Origin of the sequence: Clostridium tagluense (assembly GCF_003865095.1) — a bacterium.
GTDB lineage: Bacteria > Bacillota > Clostridia > Clostridiales > Clostridiaceae > Clostridium_AD > Clostridium_AD tagluense.
Map to the genome: position 1 here is coordinate 1 of NZ_BHYK01000026.1, position 18,285 is coordinate 18,285.

Annotated in this window: 16 protein-coding genes; 13 read left to right on the forward strand and 3 right to left on the reverse strand. The window is 31.0% G+C overall.

What is annotated here, in order from left to right:
- The first annotated feature begins 537 nt into the window (after nt 1-537).
- The 4 genes from Ctaglu_RS18475 to Ctaglu_RS18490 all read left to right on the forward strand — a co-directional run bounded on the left by Ctaglu_RS18475 (nt 538) and on the right by Ctaglu_RS18490 (nt 6,396).
- Nucleotides 538-4,137 carry a 5'-nucleotidase C-terminal domain-containing protein gene (locus Ctaglu_RS18475; RefSeq protein WP_125004441.1) on the forward strand — a complete coding sequence of 1,200 codons (3,600 nt, stop codon included), beginning with the start codon at nt 538-540 and terminating at the stop codon, nt 4,135-4,137.
- A gap of 358 nt (nt 4,138-4,495) precedes the next feature.
- Entirely contained in the window at nt 4,496-5,326 is an 831-nt protein-coding gene (locus Ctaglu_RS18480; RefSeq protein WP_125004443.1) for an SLAP domain-containing protein, read from the forward strand.
- Nucleotides 5,327-5,342: 16 nt separating this feature from the next.
- Entirely contained in the window at nt 5,343-5,927 is a 585-nt protein-coding gene (locus tag Ctaglu_RS18485; protein ID WP_125004445.1) for a hypothetical protein, read from the forward strand.
- Nucleotides 5,928-5,982: 55 nt separating this feature from the next.
- Nucleotides 5,983-6,396 (forward strand): hypothetical protein, encoded by a 414-nt coding sequence (locus tag Ctaglu_RS18490; RefSeq protein ID WP_125004447.1) that lies wholly within the window; start codon nt 5,983-5,985, stop codon nt 6,394-6,396.
- Between the two features lie 83 nt (nt 6,397-6,479).
- Here Ctaglu_RS18490 and Ctaglu_RS18495 read toward each other — a convergent pair whose 3' ends face one another.
- Nucleotides 6,480-6,854, reverse strand: a complete 375-nt coding sequence (locus Ctaglu_RS18495) for a hypothetical protein (RefSeq protein ID WP_125004449.1) — start codon at nt 6,852-6,854, stop codon at nt 6,480-6,482.
- A 130-nt stretch (nt 6,855-6,984) separates the two neighbouring features.
- Nucleotides 6,985-7,920, reverse strand: a complete 936-nt coding sequence (locus tag Ctaglu_RS18500; RefSeq protein WP_125004451.1) for a magnesium transporter CorA family protein — start codon at nt 7,918-7,920, stop codon at nt 6,985-6,987.
- A gap of 261 nt (nt 7,921-8,181) precedes the next feature.
- Here Ctaglu_RS18500 and Ctaglu_RS18505 point away from each other — a divergent pair, with 261 nt between their 5' ends.
- The 6 genes from Ctaglu_RS18505 (at nt 8,182) to Ctaglu_RS18530 (ending at nt 13,369) form a co-directional block, all read left to right on the forward strand.
- Nucleotides 8,182-8,730 (forward strand): manganese efflux pump MntP, encoded by a 549-nt coding sequence (locus tag Ctaglu_RS18505; protein WP_125004453.1) that lies wholly within the window; start codon nt 8,182-8,184, stop codon nt 8,728-8,730.
- Between the two features lie 17 nt (nt 8,731-8,747).
- The gene (locus Ctaglu_RS18510; protein WP_125004455.1) at nt 8,748-10,208 is read left to right on the forward strand and encodes an aminoacyl-histidine dipeptidase; all 1,461 of its coding nucleotides are present in this window, start codon (nt 8,748-8,750) and stop codon (nt 10,206-10,208) included.
- Nucleotides 10,209-10,399: 191 nt separating this feature from the next.
- Nucleotides 10,400-10,825, forward strand: a complete 426-nt coding sequence (locus Ctaglu_RS18515) for a Fur family transcriptional regulator (protein WP_125004457.1) — start codon at nt 10,400-10,402, stop codon at nt 10,823-10,825.
- Between the two features lie 15 nt (nt 10,826-10,840).
- The gene (locus Ctaglu_RS18520) at nt 10,841-11,239 is read left to right on the forward strand and encodes a DUF6762 family protein (RefSeq protein WP_125004459.1); all 399 of its coding nucleotides are present in this window, start codon (nt 10,841-10,843) and stop codon (nt 11,237-11,239) included.
- Between the two features lie 16 nt (nt 11,240-11,255).
- Complete coding sequence (locus Ctaglu_RS18525) at nt 11,256-12,314, forward strand: HD-GYP domain-containing protein (protein WP_125004461.1); 1,059 nt, start codon at nt 11,256-11,258, stop codon at nt 12,312-12,314.
- 50 nt (nt 12,315-12,364) lie between these two features.
- Nucleotides 12,365-13,369: a rhomboid family intramembrane serine protease gene (locus Ctaglu_RS18530; protein WP_125004463.1), complete on the forward strand. Its 1,005-nt coding sequence runs from the start codon at nt 12,365-12,367 to the stop codon at nt 13,367-13,369.
- Nucleotides 13,370-13,449: 80 nt separating this feature from the next.
- Here the strand turns inward: Ctaglu_RS18530 and Ctaglu_RS18535 are convergent, their stop codons facing one another.
- Nucleotides 13,450-15,210, reverse strand: coding sequence for an ATP-dependent metallopeptidase FtsH/Yme1/Tma family protein (locus Ctaglu_RS18535; protein ID WP_125004465.1), 1,761 nt, complete (start codon nt 15,208-15,210; stop codon nt 13,450-13,452).
- 358 nt (nt 15,211-15,568) lie between these two features.
- Here Ctaglu_RS18535 and Ctaglu_RS18540 point away from each other — a divergent pair, with 358 nt between their 5' ends.
- The 3 genes from Ctaglu_RS18540 to Ctaglu_RS18550 all read left to right on the forward strand — a co-directional run bounded on the left by Ctaglu_RS18540 (nt 15,569) and on the right by Ctaglu_RS18550 (nt 18,221).
- The gene (locus tag Ctaglu_RS18540) at nt 15,569-16,531 is read left to right on the forward strand and encodes a ribonuclease H1 domain-containing protein (RefSeq protein ID WP_125004467.1); all 963 of its coding nucleotides are present in this window, start codon (nt 15,569-15,571) and stop codon (nt 16,529-16,531) included.
- A gap of 18 nt (nt 16,532-16,549) precedes the next feature.
- Nucleotides 16,550-16,726: a YtxH domain-containing protein gene (locus Ctaglu_RS18545; RefSeq protein WP_125004469.1), complete on the forward strand. Its 177-nt coding sequence runs from the start codon at nt 16,550-16,552 to the stop codon at nt 16,724-16,726.
- 196 nt (nt 16,727-16,922) lie between these two features.
- Nucleotides 16,923-18,221 carry a helix-turn-helix domain-containing protein gene (locus Ctaglu_RS18550; protein WP_125004471.1) on the forward strand — a complete coding sequence of 433 codons (1,299 nt, stop codon included), beginning with the start codon at nt 16,923-16,925 and terminating at the stop codon, nt 18,219-18,221.
- The last annotated feature ends 64 nt before the right edge of the window (nt 18,222-18,285 follow it).

Consider the following 18,285-nt stretch of genomic DNA (forward strand, 5'->3'; position numbering starts at 1 on the left):
ATGATGGCAGTATAGAGAATTTTTTAACTAATGTTAATATTAAAGATTTTAAAACCTTAGTTTTAGGTGTCGATGGTAAGATAGTTGACATTTATTAAGAAGGGGTCAGGCCCCTGGGTAAATATGTCATTAAGAAGGGGTCAGGCCCTTGGGTAAATATGGATATTGAACCTTGAGGTTCTTGATAAAAAAACTTAGGCTTAAGATATAGCAGTGAAAAATAATGAATAAAAAGATAAGGACAGTTGTCCTTATCTTTTTGTATTTCTTTTAATAATATTTATAGAATATTAATTACTATAAACTATCTTGCAGGCTAATGATGAGGAGCGAAATAGTGATGGAAATGATTATAAATAACGATTTAAATAAAGTATATTTTCTAATGCTTTCATTGTAAAAAGTTAACAAATAAGTTATAATTAAGTGCCGAAATTAAATATTAGAAATCTGCTTGAGGAGGTGTGAATAGAATCAGATTATCATTATTTTGAGGCTAATTTAAAAGGATCAAAATCTCAAATTGGGGGTAATTAGATGTTTAAAAAGAAACAGAAAAAGATACTAAGTTTGATAATGACATTAACGTTAATGTTATTTAATTTTAATGGGCTTATTGGAGCTCAAGTTGTAAAGGCAGACGTAATTACTGTTTTAAGTGAAGGGTTTGATAATGTAAGCCCAAATGGTACTCCTGTACCAGTAGATTGGACTTTTAAAGGTATTACATCATATTATGCCAATGACTTCGGTCTGAAAGCACCCTCTATAGCACTAAAGGTTACAGGGGATCAAGTTGTAACTTCTAGTTTTAGTTTAGCAGCAAAAGCAACACTCTCCTTTTGGATTAAAGGTCAAGGTGGTGGTACACCATCTGTTTGTACTTCAAAGGTATTAGTTGAGCAAAGTGATGGTGTTACTTGGAGTATTGTAAAAGATATCCAGTTAACTGCAGAAACAAAGGGAATACAAACTTATAAATTAGATAGTAATATAAAGCAAGTTAGATTTACACTTAATAAGGTAGTAGGAAATGTGGCTATAGACGATGTTAAAATCCTACAAGATGCAAATCCTGTTGAAAATGTAAGCGTTACCACAGCGACGTTGGATAAAGCTACATTATCATTAGGTGTTGGAAAAACATCACCTTTAGTGGCTACAATAGCACCGTCTAATGCTACAAATAAAAACCTTACTTGGTCTTCAAATAATTCAGCTGTAGCAACAGTAGCTAATGGAGTAGTTACAGGAGTTACTGAAGGCACTGCAACCATAAGAGTAACAACAGGAGATGGAGCTAAGACATCATTATGCGTAGTTACAGTTACTGCAAACGCACCACCCAAAAACAAAGTATTTAATATAATAGAAATTACAGATTTTCATGGACAACTTTTAGATTCCACTAATACAAAACCTGTAGGAGCGGCACTTGCAAAAGTAGTTAAGGATGTAAAAGTTGCAAATCCAAATAGAACATTGATAATTGGTGGAGGAGATTTATATCAAGGGACACCAATATCTAATGTGTTACATGGGGTTCCAGTTCAAAAGGTATTGTCTAAGATAGGAATGGAAGTTACAGCTTTAGGAAATCATGAATTTGATTGGGGACTTAATGTAATTAATACTGAGACAATGAAAGATGCAAATTACAGCATTGTATGTGCTAACATGTATAACAAAGGTAAAGATACTAGGCCATATGCACCATACAAAATAATTACTAAAGATGGAGTGAAAATAGCAGTTATTGGAGGTATACTTCAAGAAGCACCATCTATAATTATGCCAGCTATGACATCACCTTACGATTTTAAGGATGTAGCCACAGAAGTTAATAAGGTAGCTGTAGATTTAAGAACTAATCATTTGGCTGATATAGTATTAGCAGACATACATGATGGTGGTTCATCACTTAATACTATAGTTAATAAGTTACATGGAGTAGATGCAGTGTTTGGTGGACACACACATACTAGCGGTGATGTTGTAAACAAGGATGCCGACGGTAAAGATGTTCCTACAGTAAATGCAGCTTCTACAGGTAAAGGTTTTATTAATTTAAAGATTACTGTAGACCAAGCAAATAAAATAATAGGTTTCTCACCTAAAGGTTCAAACTGGAATGTACTTACAACCGAAATATCATCGTCAATAGATCCTGATTGTAAGAAAATTGTTGATGATGCTAGTAACACATTGTTACCAATATTTAATGAAAAAATTGGAACAAATTCTACTGCTTTAAATAAAGACCAAGTTGAGGCACCTTATGGTGAATCACAACTTGGAAACTGGATGGCAGATGTTGTAAAGAACTATCCCAAATCACCAGCAGATGTAGGGATGGTGAACAATGGTGGAATTAGATTAAGTCCAATTGCAGCAGGAGATATAACTGTTGGAACAATATTTAATATTATGCCTTTTGACAATACAATTTGTACAACAACCATGACAGGGGCACAGCTAAAATTGATTTTTGAACAAGCGGTTCAAACTAATGGTAAAGGAATACAAATTTCTGGAGTTAAATTTATATATGATTCGTCAAAACCATCATATAAACCAGAAGTACCGGGACAAAGAGTGAAAAGCATAATTAGAGAAAGTAACGGTACAATAGTTAAGGATACTGATATACTAAAAGTAAATGCACCCGATTTTATTGCAACTGGGGGAGACACTTTTACAGGGTTCTTAGCACCAGAGATAGTAGCTAGCTTAGTAGATTCACATGAGACTGTACGTGATGCTTTAAATGCTGATGTTAGAGCAAAAGGCAAAATGACAGTTGTAATGAATAATAGAATAGATAATCAAATGGTAGTTGAAAACCCTGTAGTAATGACTATATTAGAAGCTAGAACCACACTTAAAACAGCAGTTACACTTACAGGAACAGTTTCCGCAGTAACTGGTAATAATGTATTTATGCAAGATGCTATAGCCGGGATTTGTGTATTTAACAAAGCGGGGACTACTTTTACAGCTAAGAAAGGCGATAAAATTACAGTGACAGGAAACTTATCAATATATAACGGTTTATTAGAAGTAACGCCAACTTCTGCGGCTGGTGTAGTAACAGTAAGTACAGGTAATGCAGTTACACCTAAAGAAGTTACTCTAGGTGCTATTAATGACTCTTTACAAGGACAATTGGTTAAAATTAAAAATGTAACATTCACAAGTATAGATAATGTAAAGACATCTAGGATAAAAGATTCTACAGGAAGTATAAATGTATATGCAATGCCAGTAGTAGCTGGATTGGCAGTAAATGACACCGCTGATATAACAGCAGTAGTATCCAAATATAACACTGACTTACAATTAGCAGTTGGTAGTGCAGCAGATGTAGTTAAAACTGGTGGTATTTCTGAACGGAAAAGAGAACATAATGGGGGTAGTAATAAGAATAAAGTTGTCCCTTCAATAATCAATAGGATTAATTCTGCAGCAATTGGTTCAAACATTAAATTTGACTTAACACTTAATTCAGTGGTAAGCAAAAGTATATTTAATACTATTAAAGGTCAAGATAAAAATATTACTTTTGAAAAAAATGGAATAAGCTGGACATTTAATGGAAAAGACATTACTTCAGTTGCAAATTATGATATAGATTTATCATTAAAGACGGTGTCAGATGTTTTAAGGAATAAGGAAGCTACAAAGGTTTATCAAGTTACAGGAAAGGATCAATTATTAATCCCATTTTCTTTTAATTATAATGGTAATTTACCAGGTATTGCAACTGTGAAAATTTATATAAGCAAGGACTGGGCAGGGAAATCTGCAACTGTTTTTAAATACTTTGAAGAAAAGAACACCTATGAAACAATTACAACAGGTTCAATTGATTCTGATGGGTATATTACTATTAAAATAAATTATTGTAGTGATTATTTTGTGACTCAAAATACGAATCTTTCTCAAACTGATTTTGATGCAATGGTTAATGGAACTGTATTAATAGGAACTAAAGCATTTACTTTAAATTATGCTAATAATCCATTACATGCTTTAGAAATCAATAGTGCAATAGTGAGTGGTGGTGCAATTTATATTAAAGATTTTACAGGTAATTGGATAGACAATCGTACAGGATTATCAGCAATGCCAAAGTAATACAGTAAACAATCTGCAAAGTTATTGATATCAATGGAAAAAAATAATAAATTAAAAATGCCAAGTGTATGTCACTTGGCATTTTTAATTGAGTTAATGATATTGCAGCACTGCAGGTGATGATTTAATGTAATACAGTTTAAGAGCAAAAACTGAAACTCCTTGATAAGATAAAATTGACGCTAAGGGTAAAATATCATCTCGTTAAAAATTAAGTGCAACTATTTGCAAGTTTTAACGTAGTTTATAATGGGCAAGTAAAACGAAAGTTTATTATTTAATTCAAAAGTATATGATATAATGAACTGTAATCTTTGACGATAAATATTAGGATTGAACCTATTAGGAGGAATTTAGTATGAAAAACACTGATACTGTAATAATATCAGAAAAAGAGGCAGTAAATATAAATCTGCATCTTAATGAATATGATAAAGGGGTTATGTCTGATTTTCAAAAGGACTTTTTAAGTGAAGAATTAGCTGGTATGCCACCACTGGAAGATGGACAAGTATCTATCAATGGTGTATATACCTTTGATATGGGAGATAAAATTGAGGTTAGTGTTTATTTAAGAAATGGACTGGCAAATCAAATTAATTTTCACAAAGTTCCGTTAGTAATTATAAACCAAAAGGGTGAGGTACTCGCAAAACAAATTATGGACATGCATGATTTTGGAATATTGCCTCCTTTTTCTGCAAGACCATATAAAGTTTATTTTGATAAGATAAATGTATTTGTTGATACAATTCCAATGGATGATTGGAAAATACAATTTGAAAAATCTATTAGTGCTATAAAAACCGTAAAGGTTGAACTTGACGAGATGCCAAAAAATATGGACCGTGATTTGAAAAATAGCCTTATAAAGTTCTTAAATAAATTACCCTTAATAAGATCTGGAGATGTTAATATTGAGGTGTTTAAAACTTTAAGGTGCATGGATAATTCTATTTCTGTAGTTTTTCTAATTCTTAATGGTTACGATAAAATTGTAAAATTAGAGCGACTTCCAATATTAATTGTGGATGAACAAGGGGAAGTAGTGGCTAAAGGAATATTTGATATTGAAAATATAAATGTAAATCCTCATAAAGCGAAAATTTATGATTTTACTATAACAGAAGAGTATATTGTTAACAAGGATTACGATATAAGTAACTGTAAAGTATATTTTAAAGCATAGTATAGGAGGACAAAATATGAAAGTTGATAAAAAAAATTATAAAAAAATAGTAATTTCATTAGTAGTTATTATATTGGTAATAATTTTATTTTTCTTTTTCAACAAATCTAAAGATAATAAAGTTAATAGTGATAACAAAGAAAAAAGCACTAAAAGCGCTATAAACACTGAAGAGTCAAAAAAGAAGGATGGAGAAGCAGCTAAAGGGAAGGCTACAACCAATGAAGAGAAAGCTGGAGAAAAGGTTACAAGTGAAACTAATAAGGATACAAAAGAAGGAAAAAAAGTAGTAGCCACAGAGGGACAGAAGGACAAAGCCACAAAAGTTACCAATAAAAAAGAGGGATTTTCTGTTTTTGTAAAGGCTGGGAACTTTGGCTCTACAGCAGAAATTCTTATGGATAGTACTAATGATAATACTAGTTATAAATACTATCAATTTTTCCTGGGAAATAAGCCAATATCAAATATTGTAAGTATTACAAAAAATGAGACAACCATCTTTCCAGAGCAAAAGGCTGGAAATGAAGTAGTGCTAAAGCTATTGGGTGAAAACAAGAAAGTTATTAAGGAATTAAAAATAATATTAAATGATAAATAATAAAGTAAATCAATGTATCATAGTATACATGAGAAATATAGGAGTGAAGAAATAAATGAAAAAGAACGTGAATAAAAAAGTTGTTATTATATCGGTTATTGTATTAATTATGGTAGCAGTTGTAGGTATGGTTTACATAAATAAAAATCATCAGGCTAGCTCGAATGATGCAAAAGCTAAAACTGATGTTAGTGGACTTATTACTGCTACTGTAGGAAAGGCTTCTTTTGGATCTATAGTAAATGTAAATCTTTCAGATGCAGGGAAAAAACAGTATAAGGGTGCTACAAAATATCAGGTTTATTATGACAAGAAACCTATAACACAAAAACAAGTGATAGGTAAAGCTACCACAGCTTTCCCAGTTAGAAAAGAAAAGGACAAAGTAGAAATTAAGCTTATAAAAGCAGATGATAAAGAGGTAGGTTCAGTAGAGTTAAATCTGCAAAAGGGAACTGATGTGAAATAAAATCAAGGTCACAAATCATCTTTATAAATAGAAGAGGAGAGATAGTTTTAAAAACTATCTCTCCTCTTCTATTTATAAAGATATTACTCTATACTAATTACTTCTAATGAAGTTGTAGTATCGTTTAATATATCTCCAACTGCATAATTGCTTAAAGTACCAGTTGGTCCTTTATAAATTACACTAGGAATAGATGTAGCGCTTACAGTTTTAGCGCTAGTATTGTCAATCCAAACTGCAGTAAAATCTTTAACATATACACTGCCACCAACCACTAATGCTGCTTTAATTTCATCTAGGTTTTTAGGGTCATTAGCATAGGCCAAATCAAAGGCTTTAGCCCCAATAACTACAGTACCGTTTGGCATTGAAGCTTCAGCTGCATAAGTTTTCAGTGCAAACATAGTAGAAAGTCCTGCTATAATAAGAGTTGCACATAGAATTTTTTTTCTTCTCATAAGTATATCCCCTTTTCATTTATAAATTTTAAATTCACAAATGTATTATCTGTGAATAATATGAGTTCATATGTAAGTTAATCATACCATAGTATATTACGCTTTAAAAAGCAATTTAGTTTCAATTATTTTAAAACATATCTTTTTTATTCAAGTAATAAATAGCAAAAACACCAATAATTCCAATTAGCGCAACCACATACCAAAAGCCTAAAGGGTTTGTAGCGAAGGGTATCCCAACTACATTCATACCATATAATCCAGAAACCATATTGGGTACAGCCATAACTATAGTAATGGCAGCTAGTAATTTCATTACTATATTAAGATTATTTGATATAACAGAAGCGTAGGCACCCATAGTTCCACTTAAAATATTACTATAAATAGTACACATCTCTATAGCCTGTCTGTTTTCAATAATAACATCCTCTAATACATCACTATCGTCTTCATATTTTTCAAGAATATCCAGTTTAAGCATTTTTTCTAAGGTGAGTTCGTTTCCTTTTAAAGAAGTAGAAAAATACACAAGAGATTTTTCCAGGGCTAATAATTGAAGAAGCTCTTTATTCTTTAGAGATTTATGTAACTGTTTTTCTACTATAGAGCTTTTCTTATCAATTTGTCTTAAGTATATTAAATAATAATTAGCAATTCTATATAAAATTTGTAGCATGAATCTTGAACGTTTAAAAGTAAAGAAGGAGCCAACCTTTCTTTCAGTAAAATCTGATAATATTTTGCTATTTTTCAAACATACTGTGATTATAACTTTATCAGTATGGATCATAGCTAAAGGATAAGTATCATAGGTTAAGGAATTATCATCCATATCTGTAAAAGGGATATCCAGTATAATTAATGTGCAATCTTCTATGTCAATACGAGAGGTTTCTTCCTCATCTAAGGCGGCCTTTAAAAAATCCATAGGCACATTTGTCTTTTTAGATACGAATATTAATTCTTCATCTGAGGGATCTATCATATTAATCCAACAACCGGGCTCTATATTTTCAAGCTTAGTTAACTGTCTATTTTCTGCACTGCTATATATTGAAAGCATATTAGCACCTCCTAGTATAAGTCCTTTTATATTATAGTTCATAAGAGGCAGTATGCACAACTAATAATTAAAACACATGGCATTAGAATGCATAAATGGGTGAATTTCCTTGTCGACTGTCGTTAAATGACAGTTGACAAGAAAGACATAATAATCCATAATGATATATGAAAAGCTATACATGATGAATCAGAAAATTGGAATAATAATAGTGAAATTGGACTAAATATATTGAAGAGGATTACTTTGGGAGGGAAAACTATGGAGTTATACCCATTATTTACAATTGCTTTAGCACTATCTTTAGATGCTTTTGGAGTAGCTTTATGTATAGGCTTAAACAACCAAACTAAATCAGTAAATAAGATAGGCTTTATTATTTCATTTGGGTTATTTCAATTTTTATTTTCATATATAGGGGCTTATGTTGGATTCCTTTTTAACACATACGTAGCAACCTTGCCAATCATAATTGGCGGTATGATTATATCTTTGGTTGGAGTACTTATGATTGTGGAAGGTTTTAAAAATGAAGGCAAGTGTCCACTACTTAAACCTAAGATGTATCTTATTTTGGGAATGTCTGTAAGTATAGATGCAATGGTGGTAGGCTTTACGGTATTAAATAATATAACAAAGGTTGTATTATTTAAAGATACATTGTTTATTGGGGGAATAACCCTTATAATGTCTACACTAGCCTTTATAATTTCTAGGTATTTAAAAAAGATAGAAGTTGTAGGCAAATATGCAGATTATATTGGGGGAACGATCCTAATAATTTTCGGGCTAAAAATGATGTTTTTTTAAAAGAAAGGATGATAAAAATGTTAGAAAAATTAAAAGGTTTAAATTCATATGAGGCATTTAAATATTTCAAAGAGATGAATGAGGTTCCAAGAGGTTCTGGTAATGAGAAAGCAATAAGCGATTGGTTAGTAAGCTTTGCTAAAAAGCATAATTTAAATGTAATACAAGATAGTGCATTAAATGTAATAATTAAAAAACCTGCTACAAAAGGCTATGAGAAAGCTCCAATTATAATAATTCAAGGTCATATGGACATGGTTTGTGAAAAAAACACAGAAGTAGTGCATGATTTTGAAAAAGATCCTATTGAGTTTATTGTAGAAGAAGATTTTTTAAGAGCGAATGGAACTACTTTAGGTGCAGATAATGGTATTGCAGTGGCATTTGGTCTTGCAGTACTTGCAGCTACTGATATTGCTCATCCAGCACTAGAATTATTAGTGACTACTGAAGAAGAAACAGGTATGGGTGGAGCTCAGGCTATAGACCCTAAAAATTTAGATGGAAGAATATTAATAAATATAGATTCAGAAGAAGAAGGCAAACTTTTAGTAAGTTGTGCAGGCGGAGTAAGAGAAAAAATAGTGCTTCCAATAACTTGGGAAGAAGCAGATAAAAACTTTATAAACTGTGAAGTAAAATTAATAGGTTTAAATGGTGGACACTCTGGAATGGAAATCAATAAAGAGCGAGGAAATGCTATAAAGCTTATGGGACGTTTTTTAATGGATTTAAAATCAGCTATTGACTTCAAAATAAACAGCATAAATGGAGGAGCTAAAAATAACGCAATTCCTCGTGAAGCTGATGCTATTATATTGTTTAGAGAAAATGATAAAGGAATAGTTAACGAAAAGATAGCACAGTGGAATGATATATTGAAAGACGAACTAACTGTAACTGACCCAGAAGTTAATTTATCAATGGAAATAATGGACAATAAAGTAAAAAGAACCTTTTCTGATGACACTGCAACAAAAGCACTTCAAATACTTTTCCTTATTCCAAATGGAGTTAAAAATATGAGTATGGCAATTGAAGGCTTGGTACAAAGTTCAACCAACATAGGAGTTCTTACAACTTCTGGTAAAGAGGTAGTGTTTGATTCTGCAGTAAGAAGTTCCGTAAGGACATTAAAGAAAGCTATATGTGATGAAACTATAGTACTTGCAGAAATGACAGGAGCAACTATAGAATTTCAATCTGATTACCCAGAATGGCAATATAATCCCAAATCACAGATAAGAACTATACTAGAGAAAGTATATAATGATATAAATGGTAACAAACCTGAAATAGCAGCTATACATGCAGGCCTTGAGTGTGGATTAATTAGTGAAAAATTTGGAGGCAAGATTGATCAAATATCTTTCGGACCTAATATATACGATGTACACACTCCTAAAGAACACCTAAGTATCTCTTCAACAGATAGAATGTGGAGTTTTTTAGTAGCAATACTTGCGGAAGTAAAATAATCAAAATCAATTATTGTGGATAAACACATTTTAGTTTATTTAGAAAGGCTTCTACTTTTGTAGGAGCCTTTTTGTAAGATAGGGGCCATAATTAAAAATAAAATTTAATGCAATATTTAAAGCACTGCTTGTATTGGTGAGCGGATTGAGGTATATTATAATTGTTATAATAATGTAGTAAGGTGATGTAGATGGATGTAATTTCATATTTAAAAGACAATAATATTAAGGTTACTAAACCAAGAAAAAGCATATTGGAAATTATACTTGCAAGTAGTGAGGCTATAAATGCAAATCTCATATACTCTATACTTACAAAGGACAACATAAAAATAGACTTGTCCACGGTATATAGGACTTTAGATTTGCTTGAAAGTAAAAAGATTTTAAATAAATTTGATTTGGGAAACAATATGTATAACTATACCCTGATTACAAATGCTCACAAACATATAATTCAATGTGATTTATGTCATAAGGAAATGGTTATAGATTGCCCAATACCTCAAATAGAAGAACAAATAAAAGCAAAGACAGGAATAACGCTTACAGAAAGTCATGTTTATTTAAAAGGAATTTGTAGGGAATGTAAAGAATGTAATAAATGTAATAAATAAGAGAGGATGAGTTTTATGCAATTTTCTTCGTTAGTTTTAATGGAAATAGATAAAGAGACTAATCAATTTGTTAAGGAACTTGGAAGCTATGAAGCTTCTGAAGGTGCGGAATTTGTTACAAAATTAAATTATTATGGAGAATCAATAAATTTATTTTTTGACACTCATAATGATGTGGAAGAGTGGCAATTTACAGCAATTTATGATTATTTTAATGAAGAAGCATTTAGAAATAAAGGATATTCTATTGAGGCTGTGGATGATGAATATAATCCAACATGGGTAGTTAGATTCGAGTATTCAAAAGAACATATGGTTGTTAATGAAGCTATAATTGAAATATGTGAATTAATAAAGCAGGAACTTAGAGAAGTTTTTGAAAAGATCAAAGGAAAAGAGGAAGAATACAAATAGATGTATAGGAGTGGCCATGAGACTCGAATTTATTAATAGTATAAAGGTTGATGAAATTCTAGGGCGAAATATACTTACAAATGACGGAAGTATCCTACTACGAACAGGAGTTAAGTTGACGCAGCAATATATCCAAAAACTTAAACAATTAGGTGTTTTTTATGTATATGTGCAAGATGCTAGATTAGATGATATATCCATAGAAGATGAAAAATTAAGTAACTTAAAATCAACAACAATGAAAAATATGTCTAAAATAATGAAAAATGTAACTGGGGGAGATAAGGAAGGTACTAAGGAATCCTTAGCAATAGTGGAAGATTTAGTTAATTACATTATTCAGTTGGGTGATGTAAATAAAAGTTTGTTCGATGTTCAAACTTATGACAATTACACTTATCTCCACTCTATAGATACTGGAATTATGGCAATTTTTCTTGGAATGTCAATGAATCTTAAGGAAAGTGAATTAAAAGAACTAAGCATAGGCGCAATCCTTCATGACATAGGTAAAACTAAAGTTCCTAAAGAGATAGTAACTAAAGCAGGCGAGTTAACAGTTGAAGAGTTTGAAGAAATTAAGAAGCATCCTACTTATGGAAGGAATATTTTAGAAAAGAATTTGTCCATATCTACTGAAGTTTTAAAAGCGGTGGAACATCACCATGAAAGAGTTGATGGAAAGGGATATCCCTTTGGACTTATTAGCAATGAAATTTCTAAGTTCGCAAAAATAATTTGTGTTTGTGATGTTTATGATGCTGTAAGTAATGATAGAACTTATAGAGAAAAATTTAATCCTAGCGATGCTTACGAGTTAATTTTAGCAGGATCTGGAAATGCTTTTGATGAAGAAATAGTGCGAAGATTCAAAGAAACATTTTCAGTATTTCCATTAGGTATTTGTTTAAGGTTATCTAACGGAGTTGAAGGGTATGTAATTAGGCAAAATAAAAATTTTCCTGATAGGCCTGTAATAAGGGTGCTTTATGAAACTGAGACTAGGAAACCTATTAAATTTTATGAAATAGATTTGCTACAAAACAAGAATATTGTAGTAAAGTCAATAATATGATATGGGTGCCATCCACTTGCCACGTGGGTGACGTCCTATAGGAGTAAAATATGAATGAAAAGACTATAAAAATTGTTATAAAGGGAATTACCCAGCAATATGGATATTTATTAGAGGATATTAGAAGTAGGGATGATAAATCTGATCTATGGACAGTGAGCAAAGATATTAATGGGGATTCCTATCGATTAATATTTATTAGTTCGCAAAGCTTAGATGGATTAAAACAATATGATATTCCAGAGGATAAAAATAATATATATATATTATTCTCTGAGGATGAATTCAGTATGGAAAGTGACACAAAAGCTCTTTCAATAAATAATTTATTAGAAAAACCATTGATTAGAGTAGAGATAAAAGATAAAAAAGTGAACTACTGCGAAAATGTAAATTTGCAAGTGGTACAGGAACTGGCAAGCGTAATGAGCAATAACAATTTGCAAAGCAATAGTGAAAAAATAAGTTTAGCGGATAAACCTTGGGTTACTATAGGTATTATAGCTATAAATGTTATAATGTACTTAGTTACAGCTTATTTGAGCTATGTTTATGCAAAAGGGAGCATGTTTAATAGTGATATTAATGTTTTAGTTCTACTTGGTGCTAAAGTTAATGAGCTAATCGCAAAGGGACAGTATTATAGATTTATTTCTTGTATGTTTTTACATGGTGGTATTGTGCATTTAGGTGTGAATATGTATTCACTTTATTCTATTGGTCCGATGGTTGAAAAGGTTTATGGAAAGGCAAAGTATAGTGCTATTTATTTTACTTCCGGCATATGCGCATCTATATTTAGTTATATTTTTTCAACAAGTGTTTCCATTGGAGCCTCCGGTGCAATCTTTGGACTCCTGGGTGCAGTACTTGTTTTTGCAATTAAGGCTAAAGGTAAAACTGGAAAAGGGTTTATAAGAAGTATTTTATCAGTTATATTTATAAATATATTTATTGGAGTGACGCTACCAAATATTGATAATTTTGCTCATATAGGTGGACTTATTGGTGGAATGCTTATAGCCTTTTTAGTTAGTTTTAAAGCAGAAGAGTAATGAGGGCTTACCCTCTAATTATGATTTGAAAATATAATAAATAGGCCCCCCAGAGATTTATCTTGGGGGGCTGAATAGCTTTATGCAACATTATGGCTTTTATCTCCAATAATATTAATTAGATCTTCGTAATATATAGTTTCTTTTTGGATTAATAAATCTGTCACAGCTTCTAACGATTCTTTCCCATCCATTAGAATATTTTTAACCTCTTCATATAATTCAGAGATTAAGTTTTTACATTCTGAAAATACTGCTTCTTGATTTGTAAGACCTGAATCACTTAGTTTATCCATAGTGAGGAGTCCTAATGATTCACCCATACCATATTCTGTTACCATGTTTGTTATAAGCTGGGTACTTCTTTGAAGGTCATTGCAAGCACCTGTGGTTACGCAGTCCTGTCCGAAAATAATCTCTTCAGCAGCTCTACCACCTAAAAGTACCATTATTTTTTTCTTTAAATGTTCCTTGTTCTGATATAATCTATCTTCAGGAATACTTAAAGTATAACCGCCTGCACCTTTGGTAGTCGGAATTATAGTAACTTTAGATACTTTATCATTTGGTAGCATTTTAAGTGAAATTAAAGCATGTCCTGCTTCATGGAAGGCAGTAATTTTTCTATCTTCAGCTTTAATATAACCCCTGTCAACTTTTTCATAACCAGCTAGCATTATTGAATAAGCTTTATCTAAATGTTCATTTTTAATAAATGAAGCATTCTCCTTGCAAGCAATAATAGCAGCTTCATTGGTTAAGTTCTCTAGTTTTGCACCTGAAAAATATGAAGTTTTGTGTGCCCACTGCCCATAATCTATATCCTTAATAGGTTTATTTTCAAGATGAAGTTTTAAAATTTTCTCTCTGGCAGATACATCAGGTAAGGTAACCTCAATATGCCTATCAAAACGGCCAGGGCGCAGTAGAGCGGGATCTAGCATATCAAGCCTATTAGTTGCTGCAATTATAACTATGCCTTCTGTTTCATTAAAACCAGACATCTCTGTTAAAAGAGCGTTAAGTGTTTGATCTTTTTCGTCAGAACCACCACCACTTCCATTATCTCTTTTCTTACCAATAGCATCGATCTCATCAATAAATATAACTGCGCGGCCGTGACCTCTTGCTTTCTTAAATAAGCTTCTAATTCTGCCAGCACCTACCCCTACATATACTTGTATGAAATCAGAACCCGAGACCGCATAAAAAGGTACATTTGCTTCTCCAGCTACAGCTTTTGCAAGTAGGGTTTTACCGGTTCCTGGATCGCCATATAAAATTATTCCTTTTGGCATTCTAGCGCCATAAGCAGAATATTTTTCAGGGTTTTTAAGGAAATCTACTACATCCTGTACACTATCTTTAGCTTCTTCGTTGCCGGCTACATTTTCAAAATTAAAACCTATATCTTTTACCGCGGCTACATCAAGATTTGTAGCTGAGAACATACTTTTTGTTTTTATCTTTGAAGATTTGAAGGCCATAATTCCAAGAACTATAAGTGATATTACAAAAACTGCAATAGAAGCTATTTCAGCAGGATTAGTTAGAGTTTGCTCAGAAACATTTATACCACTTTTTAATAAATTTTCTTTGAAATTATTTGTTCTTGGATTATCAGTTTGATAAATAGTACCATCTTTAAGTTTAACTTGAATTTTAGGAGATGTAGTTACGTATACGCTGGATATATTATTTGAGGTGGTATCTTTAAGAAAATCCACATACAATTTATCTTTAGATAGTTTAAAGGTATTACTCACAAAAACGAGAAATACTAAGGAAAAAATTGCAGTGATAACAGGAAATAAAATATACTTGTTTTTAATTTTATTCATAAGCTCGAAGCGAGAAAAACACTATAGCTTTAATATAGCTTTTGCGTCGCTTCATTCACCATCCTTTCGCGTAATATATCTTACATTATTTTTACTGATTTATTGGGTATACTTTTATATTTGTTGTTGATATTAGTTTATGAATGTTATAAACTGTACCAAAAATATATTGAAGTGATATAGTCTGTACTAAAAATCCATGTGGACTATAAGGGTTATTATAATATTTTTATAAAGACTTGTCCAACGATACTCATAGAATTTGGAAATGTAAATATTGTAAAAATTGCAATTGATAAATTGATGATTTGTTGTATAATTTATTTATGATAGATTTAAAATAAGGAGAAATGATAAAATGGGAAAGAAAGTTTATGCAATAAAAGAAGGCTTTAATTCTATTACCAATGAAAAAATAGAAAATAAAATAGTTAACACTTGGGCAGAGTGCTTAAAATATGTAAAAGGTGTAAAAGGAGCTAAATATAAGAGTTTTGAGGATGTAAATGAAGCTAAAAAGTTTTTAAGTGATGCAGGAAACTCAAGTGCAAAAGCAGATAACACTTATCCAAAAGATTGTCTTCATGTTTATGTGGATGGAAGCTATAATGCTTCAACACAGGAGTATTCCTATGGAATGGTGGCTGTGCAAAAGGATGTAGTTTTACATATAGAGAGTGGAGCTGGGAAAAGTGATTCAGAAAAAAATATAAGACAAATAGCAGGGGAACTAGAAGGAGCAATAAAAGGGGCTCAGTATGCCCGGGAGAGAGGTGAAAGCAAGGTAGTAATATTCCATGATTATGTAGGCATATGTTACCATGCTACAGGCCTTTGGGAAAGGCGCGAGGAATCTTCAAAGGAATATTATAAGAAAATGCAAGAACTCATGAGCAGTGGATTAGAAATCATATTTGTAAAGGTAGATAGTCACACGGGAGATTTATTTAATGAACTTGTTGATGAAAAATGTAAAGAAAAATTAGAGATAAATTCAGACAAGACTGTAGAAAAATGGCTATCAAAAAACATTATAAATGTAGCATGTGATGAGGTAAAGAGCGAAATTTTGAAAATAGCTCCAATGGGAGAAAAAAATATAAATGTTATAAATTCTAATTATGATGAAAAGAATACTGATAAAACTAAAATATATGGATATGATGAGATTGCCAGCGTGTATAATACAAACCCGGAATATGCTAAGAATTTAATAGATAATTTTACTAGCAAAGAAAAATCAGAGTTTATTATTTTTTTATTAGAGGGCAATAAACAGACTAATTATTTTAAAAATGCACATGCTATAAATAATAAATAAAGAAAGGATGTGTTACTTATGCGTGGTAAACTTATATCAACAATTACAACAGGTGCTATAATTGGTGTAGTTGCAAGTGCAATGATTGTTCCTAATATGGATAGAAGTACAAAAAGGAGAGTTAGAAAAACTGGTAAAATGGTAAAAAACATGGCAGAAGATATGTATGATAGTGTGAAGGATTATATTTTATAAACATAACTAAAGGACTCCAAACCATATTGAAAAATGTGTGGTTTGGAGTCTTTAATTTTGTAGTTAAAAATTCCATATTTTATTCAAAAATTTTGCAGTTTAAATAGAAACTATGTTATAATTGAATTAAAATTGTCTAAGAATGGTTTAAATATTAATAGTATGTAGATTACTATCCAGTAAAGGAAGAGTGATTATGGAAATATTGTCTTTAGGTGAAAAAATAAAGCGAAAAAGAAAAGATCTTAATATGACATTAAAAGACCTTGCAGGAGATCGAATAACTCCAGGACAAATTAGTCTTGTTGAGTCTAGCAAATCTAATCCTAGCATGGATTTATTAGAATATTTAGCAAATGCACTAAGTACAACTGTGGAATATCTAATGGAGTCAGAAGAAACTCAAGCCGAAAAAATATGTTTGTATTATGAAAATATCGCTGAAGCGCTTATTTTAAATAGCGATTTAGTGCAAGCTGAGCAAAACATTGAAAAATCACTATATTATTCTGAAAAATACAAATTGGAATATAGAAAAGCAAGAAACTTATCCTTAAGAGGAGATATATACATGGCTAGGCAAGAAATTGCATTAGCTCAACAAGTTTTTCTTTCCTCAAATGTTATTTTCATCAAAAATAATTCTTATGAAGAGATAATTAAAACTTTTCTAAAACTTGGGAAAATAGCGCTTGAACTTAAGGGGTATCAGTCTGCTTCAAGCTATTTCCAACAAGCTGAAAAGGTTTTTGCAGACAACGAAATGGGAAATGATTTTCTACTCGGTGAAATATACTACTATATAGGTTACACTTATTTTAAATTAGAAAATGTGGACAGCGCTATAAAATATTCATATTTAGCTCAAGAAAAGTTTAAGCAAATAGATAGTAAGAAAGAATATGCTAATTCACTTTTATTACTTGCGAATGAATATAATGAAAAAAGCGACATTAAAAATGCTATAAAATATTCAAAGGCTACTTTAAAAGTATTCTATGAAATTAATAATTTAAAATATATTTCTGAAATTGAGAATAATTTAGGCAGATTATTTTATGAGTTTGAAAACGTGGAACAATCTTTTATACACTTAAATAAAGCAAAAGAAATTAGAAAAAAAAGCAATGACTCAAAGTTAATAGACACATTAGCTAATATATGTGAAAATTATATTAAGCTTAAGGATGTAAATAAAGCCAAGGTAGCACTTGAGCAAATTTTAGAATATGTAGAAGAGGGCAATTATAAAGCATTACAACAATATTATTTATTAAAATATAGAATTGATTTATTAGAAGGAAATATGAATGAAGCAGAAAACACTTTATTATTGGCACTAAATTTTGTAAGAGAGCAAGAGAAGGTAAAGGAAGCGGCTGAGATATATATAATGCTTGGAAAGTTCTATATTGATGGTGGAAGAGATAAGGATGCAGCTAAATATCTAAATGAAGGTGTTCAATTATTTAACAAATTAGGAATAATTAAATAAATTTAATGAAACTATTTTATGTTTTGTTTCATAGAATAGTTATTTAATCTGTAGATAGGTGATG

What these genes read in the sequence shown, in the direction of transcription:
- Ctaglu_RS18475 (WP_125004441.1), top strand. Translation starts at nt 538, where the DNA reads ATGTTTAAAAAGAAACAGAAAAAGATACTAAGTTTGATAATGACATTA.
- Ctaglu_RS18480 (WP_125004443.1), top strand. Translation starts at nt 4,496, where the DNA reads ATGAAAAACACTGATACTGTAATAATATCAGAAAAAGAGGCAGTAAAT.
- Ctaglu_RS18485 (WP_125004445.1), top strand. Translation starts at nt 5,343, where the DNA reads ATGAAAGTTGATAAAAAAAATTATAAAAAAATAGTAATTTCATTAGTA.
- Ctaglu_RS18490 (WP_125004447.1), top strand. Translation starts at nt 5,983, where the DNA reads ATGAAAAAGAACGTGAATAAAAAAGTTGTTATTATATCGGTTATTGTA.
- Ctaglu_RS18495 (WP_125004449.1), bottom strand. Translation starts at nt 6,854, where the DNA reads ATGAGAAGAAAAAAAATTCTATGTGCAACTCTTATTATAGCAGGACTT.
- Ctaglu_RS18500 (WP_125004451.1), bottom strand. Translation starts at nt 7,920, where the DNA reads ATGCTTTCAATATATAGCAGTGCAGAAAATAGACAGTTAACTAAGCTT.
- Ctaglu_RS18505 (WP_125004453.1), top strand. Translation starts at nt 8,182, where the DNA reads ATGGAGTTATACCCATTATTTACAATTGCTTTAGCACTATCTTTAGAT.
- Ctaglu_RS18510 (WP_125004455.1), top strand. Translation starts at nt 8,748, where the DNA reads ATGTTAGAAAAATTAAAAGGTTTAAATTCATATGAGGCATTTAAATAT.
- Ctaglu_RS18515 (WP_125004457.1), top strand. Translation starts at nt 10,400, where the DNA reads ATGGATGTAATTTCATATTTAAAAGACAATAATATTAAGGTTACTAAA.
- Ctaglu_RS18520 (WP_125004459.1), top strand. Translation starts at nt 10,841, where the DNA reads ATGCAATTTTCTTCGTTAGTTTTAATGGAAATAGATAAAGAGACTAAT.
- Ctaglu_RS18525 (WP_125004461.1), top strand. Translation starts at nt 11,256, where the DNA reads ATGAGACTCGAATTTATTAATAGTATAAAGGTTGATGAAATTCTAGGG.
- Ctaglu_RS18530 (WP_125004463.1), top strand. Translation starts at nt 12,365, where the DNA reads ATGAATGAAAAGACTATAAAAATTGTTATAAAGGGAATTACCCAGCAA.
- Ctaglu_RS18535 (WP_125004465.1), bottom strand. Translation starts at nt 15,210, where the DNA reads ATGAATAAAATTAAAAACAAGTATATTTTATTTCCTGTTATCACTGCA.
- Ctaglu_RS18540 (WP_125004467.1), top strand. Translation starts at nt 15,569, where the DNA reads ATGGGAAAGAAAGTTTATGCAATAAAAGAAGGCTTTAATTCTATTACC.
- Ctaglu_RS18545 (WP_125004469.1), top strand. Translation starts at nt 16,550, where the DNA reads ATGCGTGGTAAACTTATATCAACAATTACAACAGGTGCTATAATTGGT.
- Ctaglu_RS18550 (WP_125004471.1), top strand. Translation starts at nt 16,923, where the DNA reads ATGGAAATATTGTCTTTAGGTGAAAAAATAAAGCGAAAAAGAAAAGAT.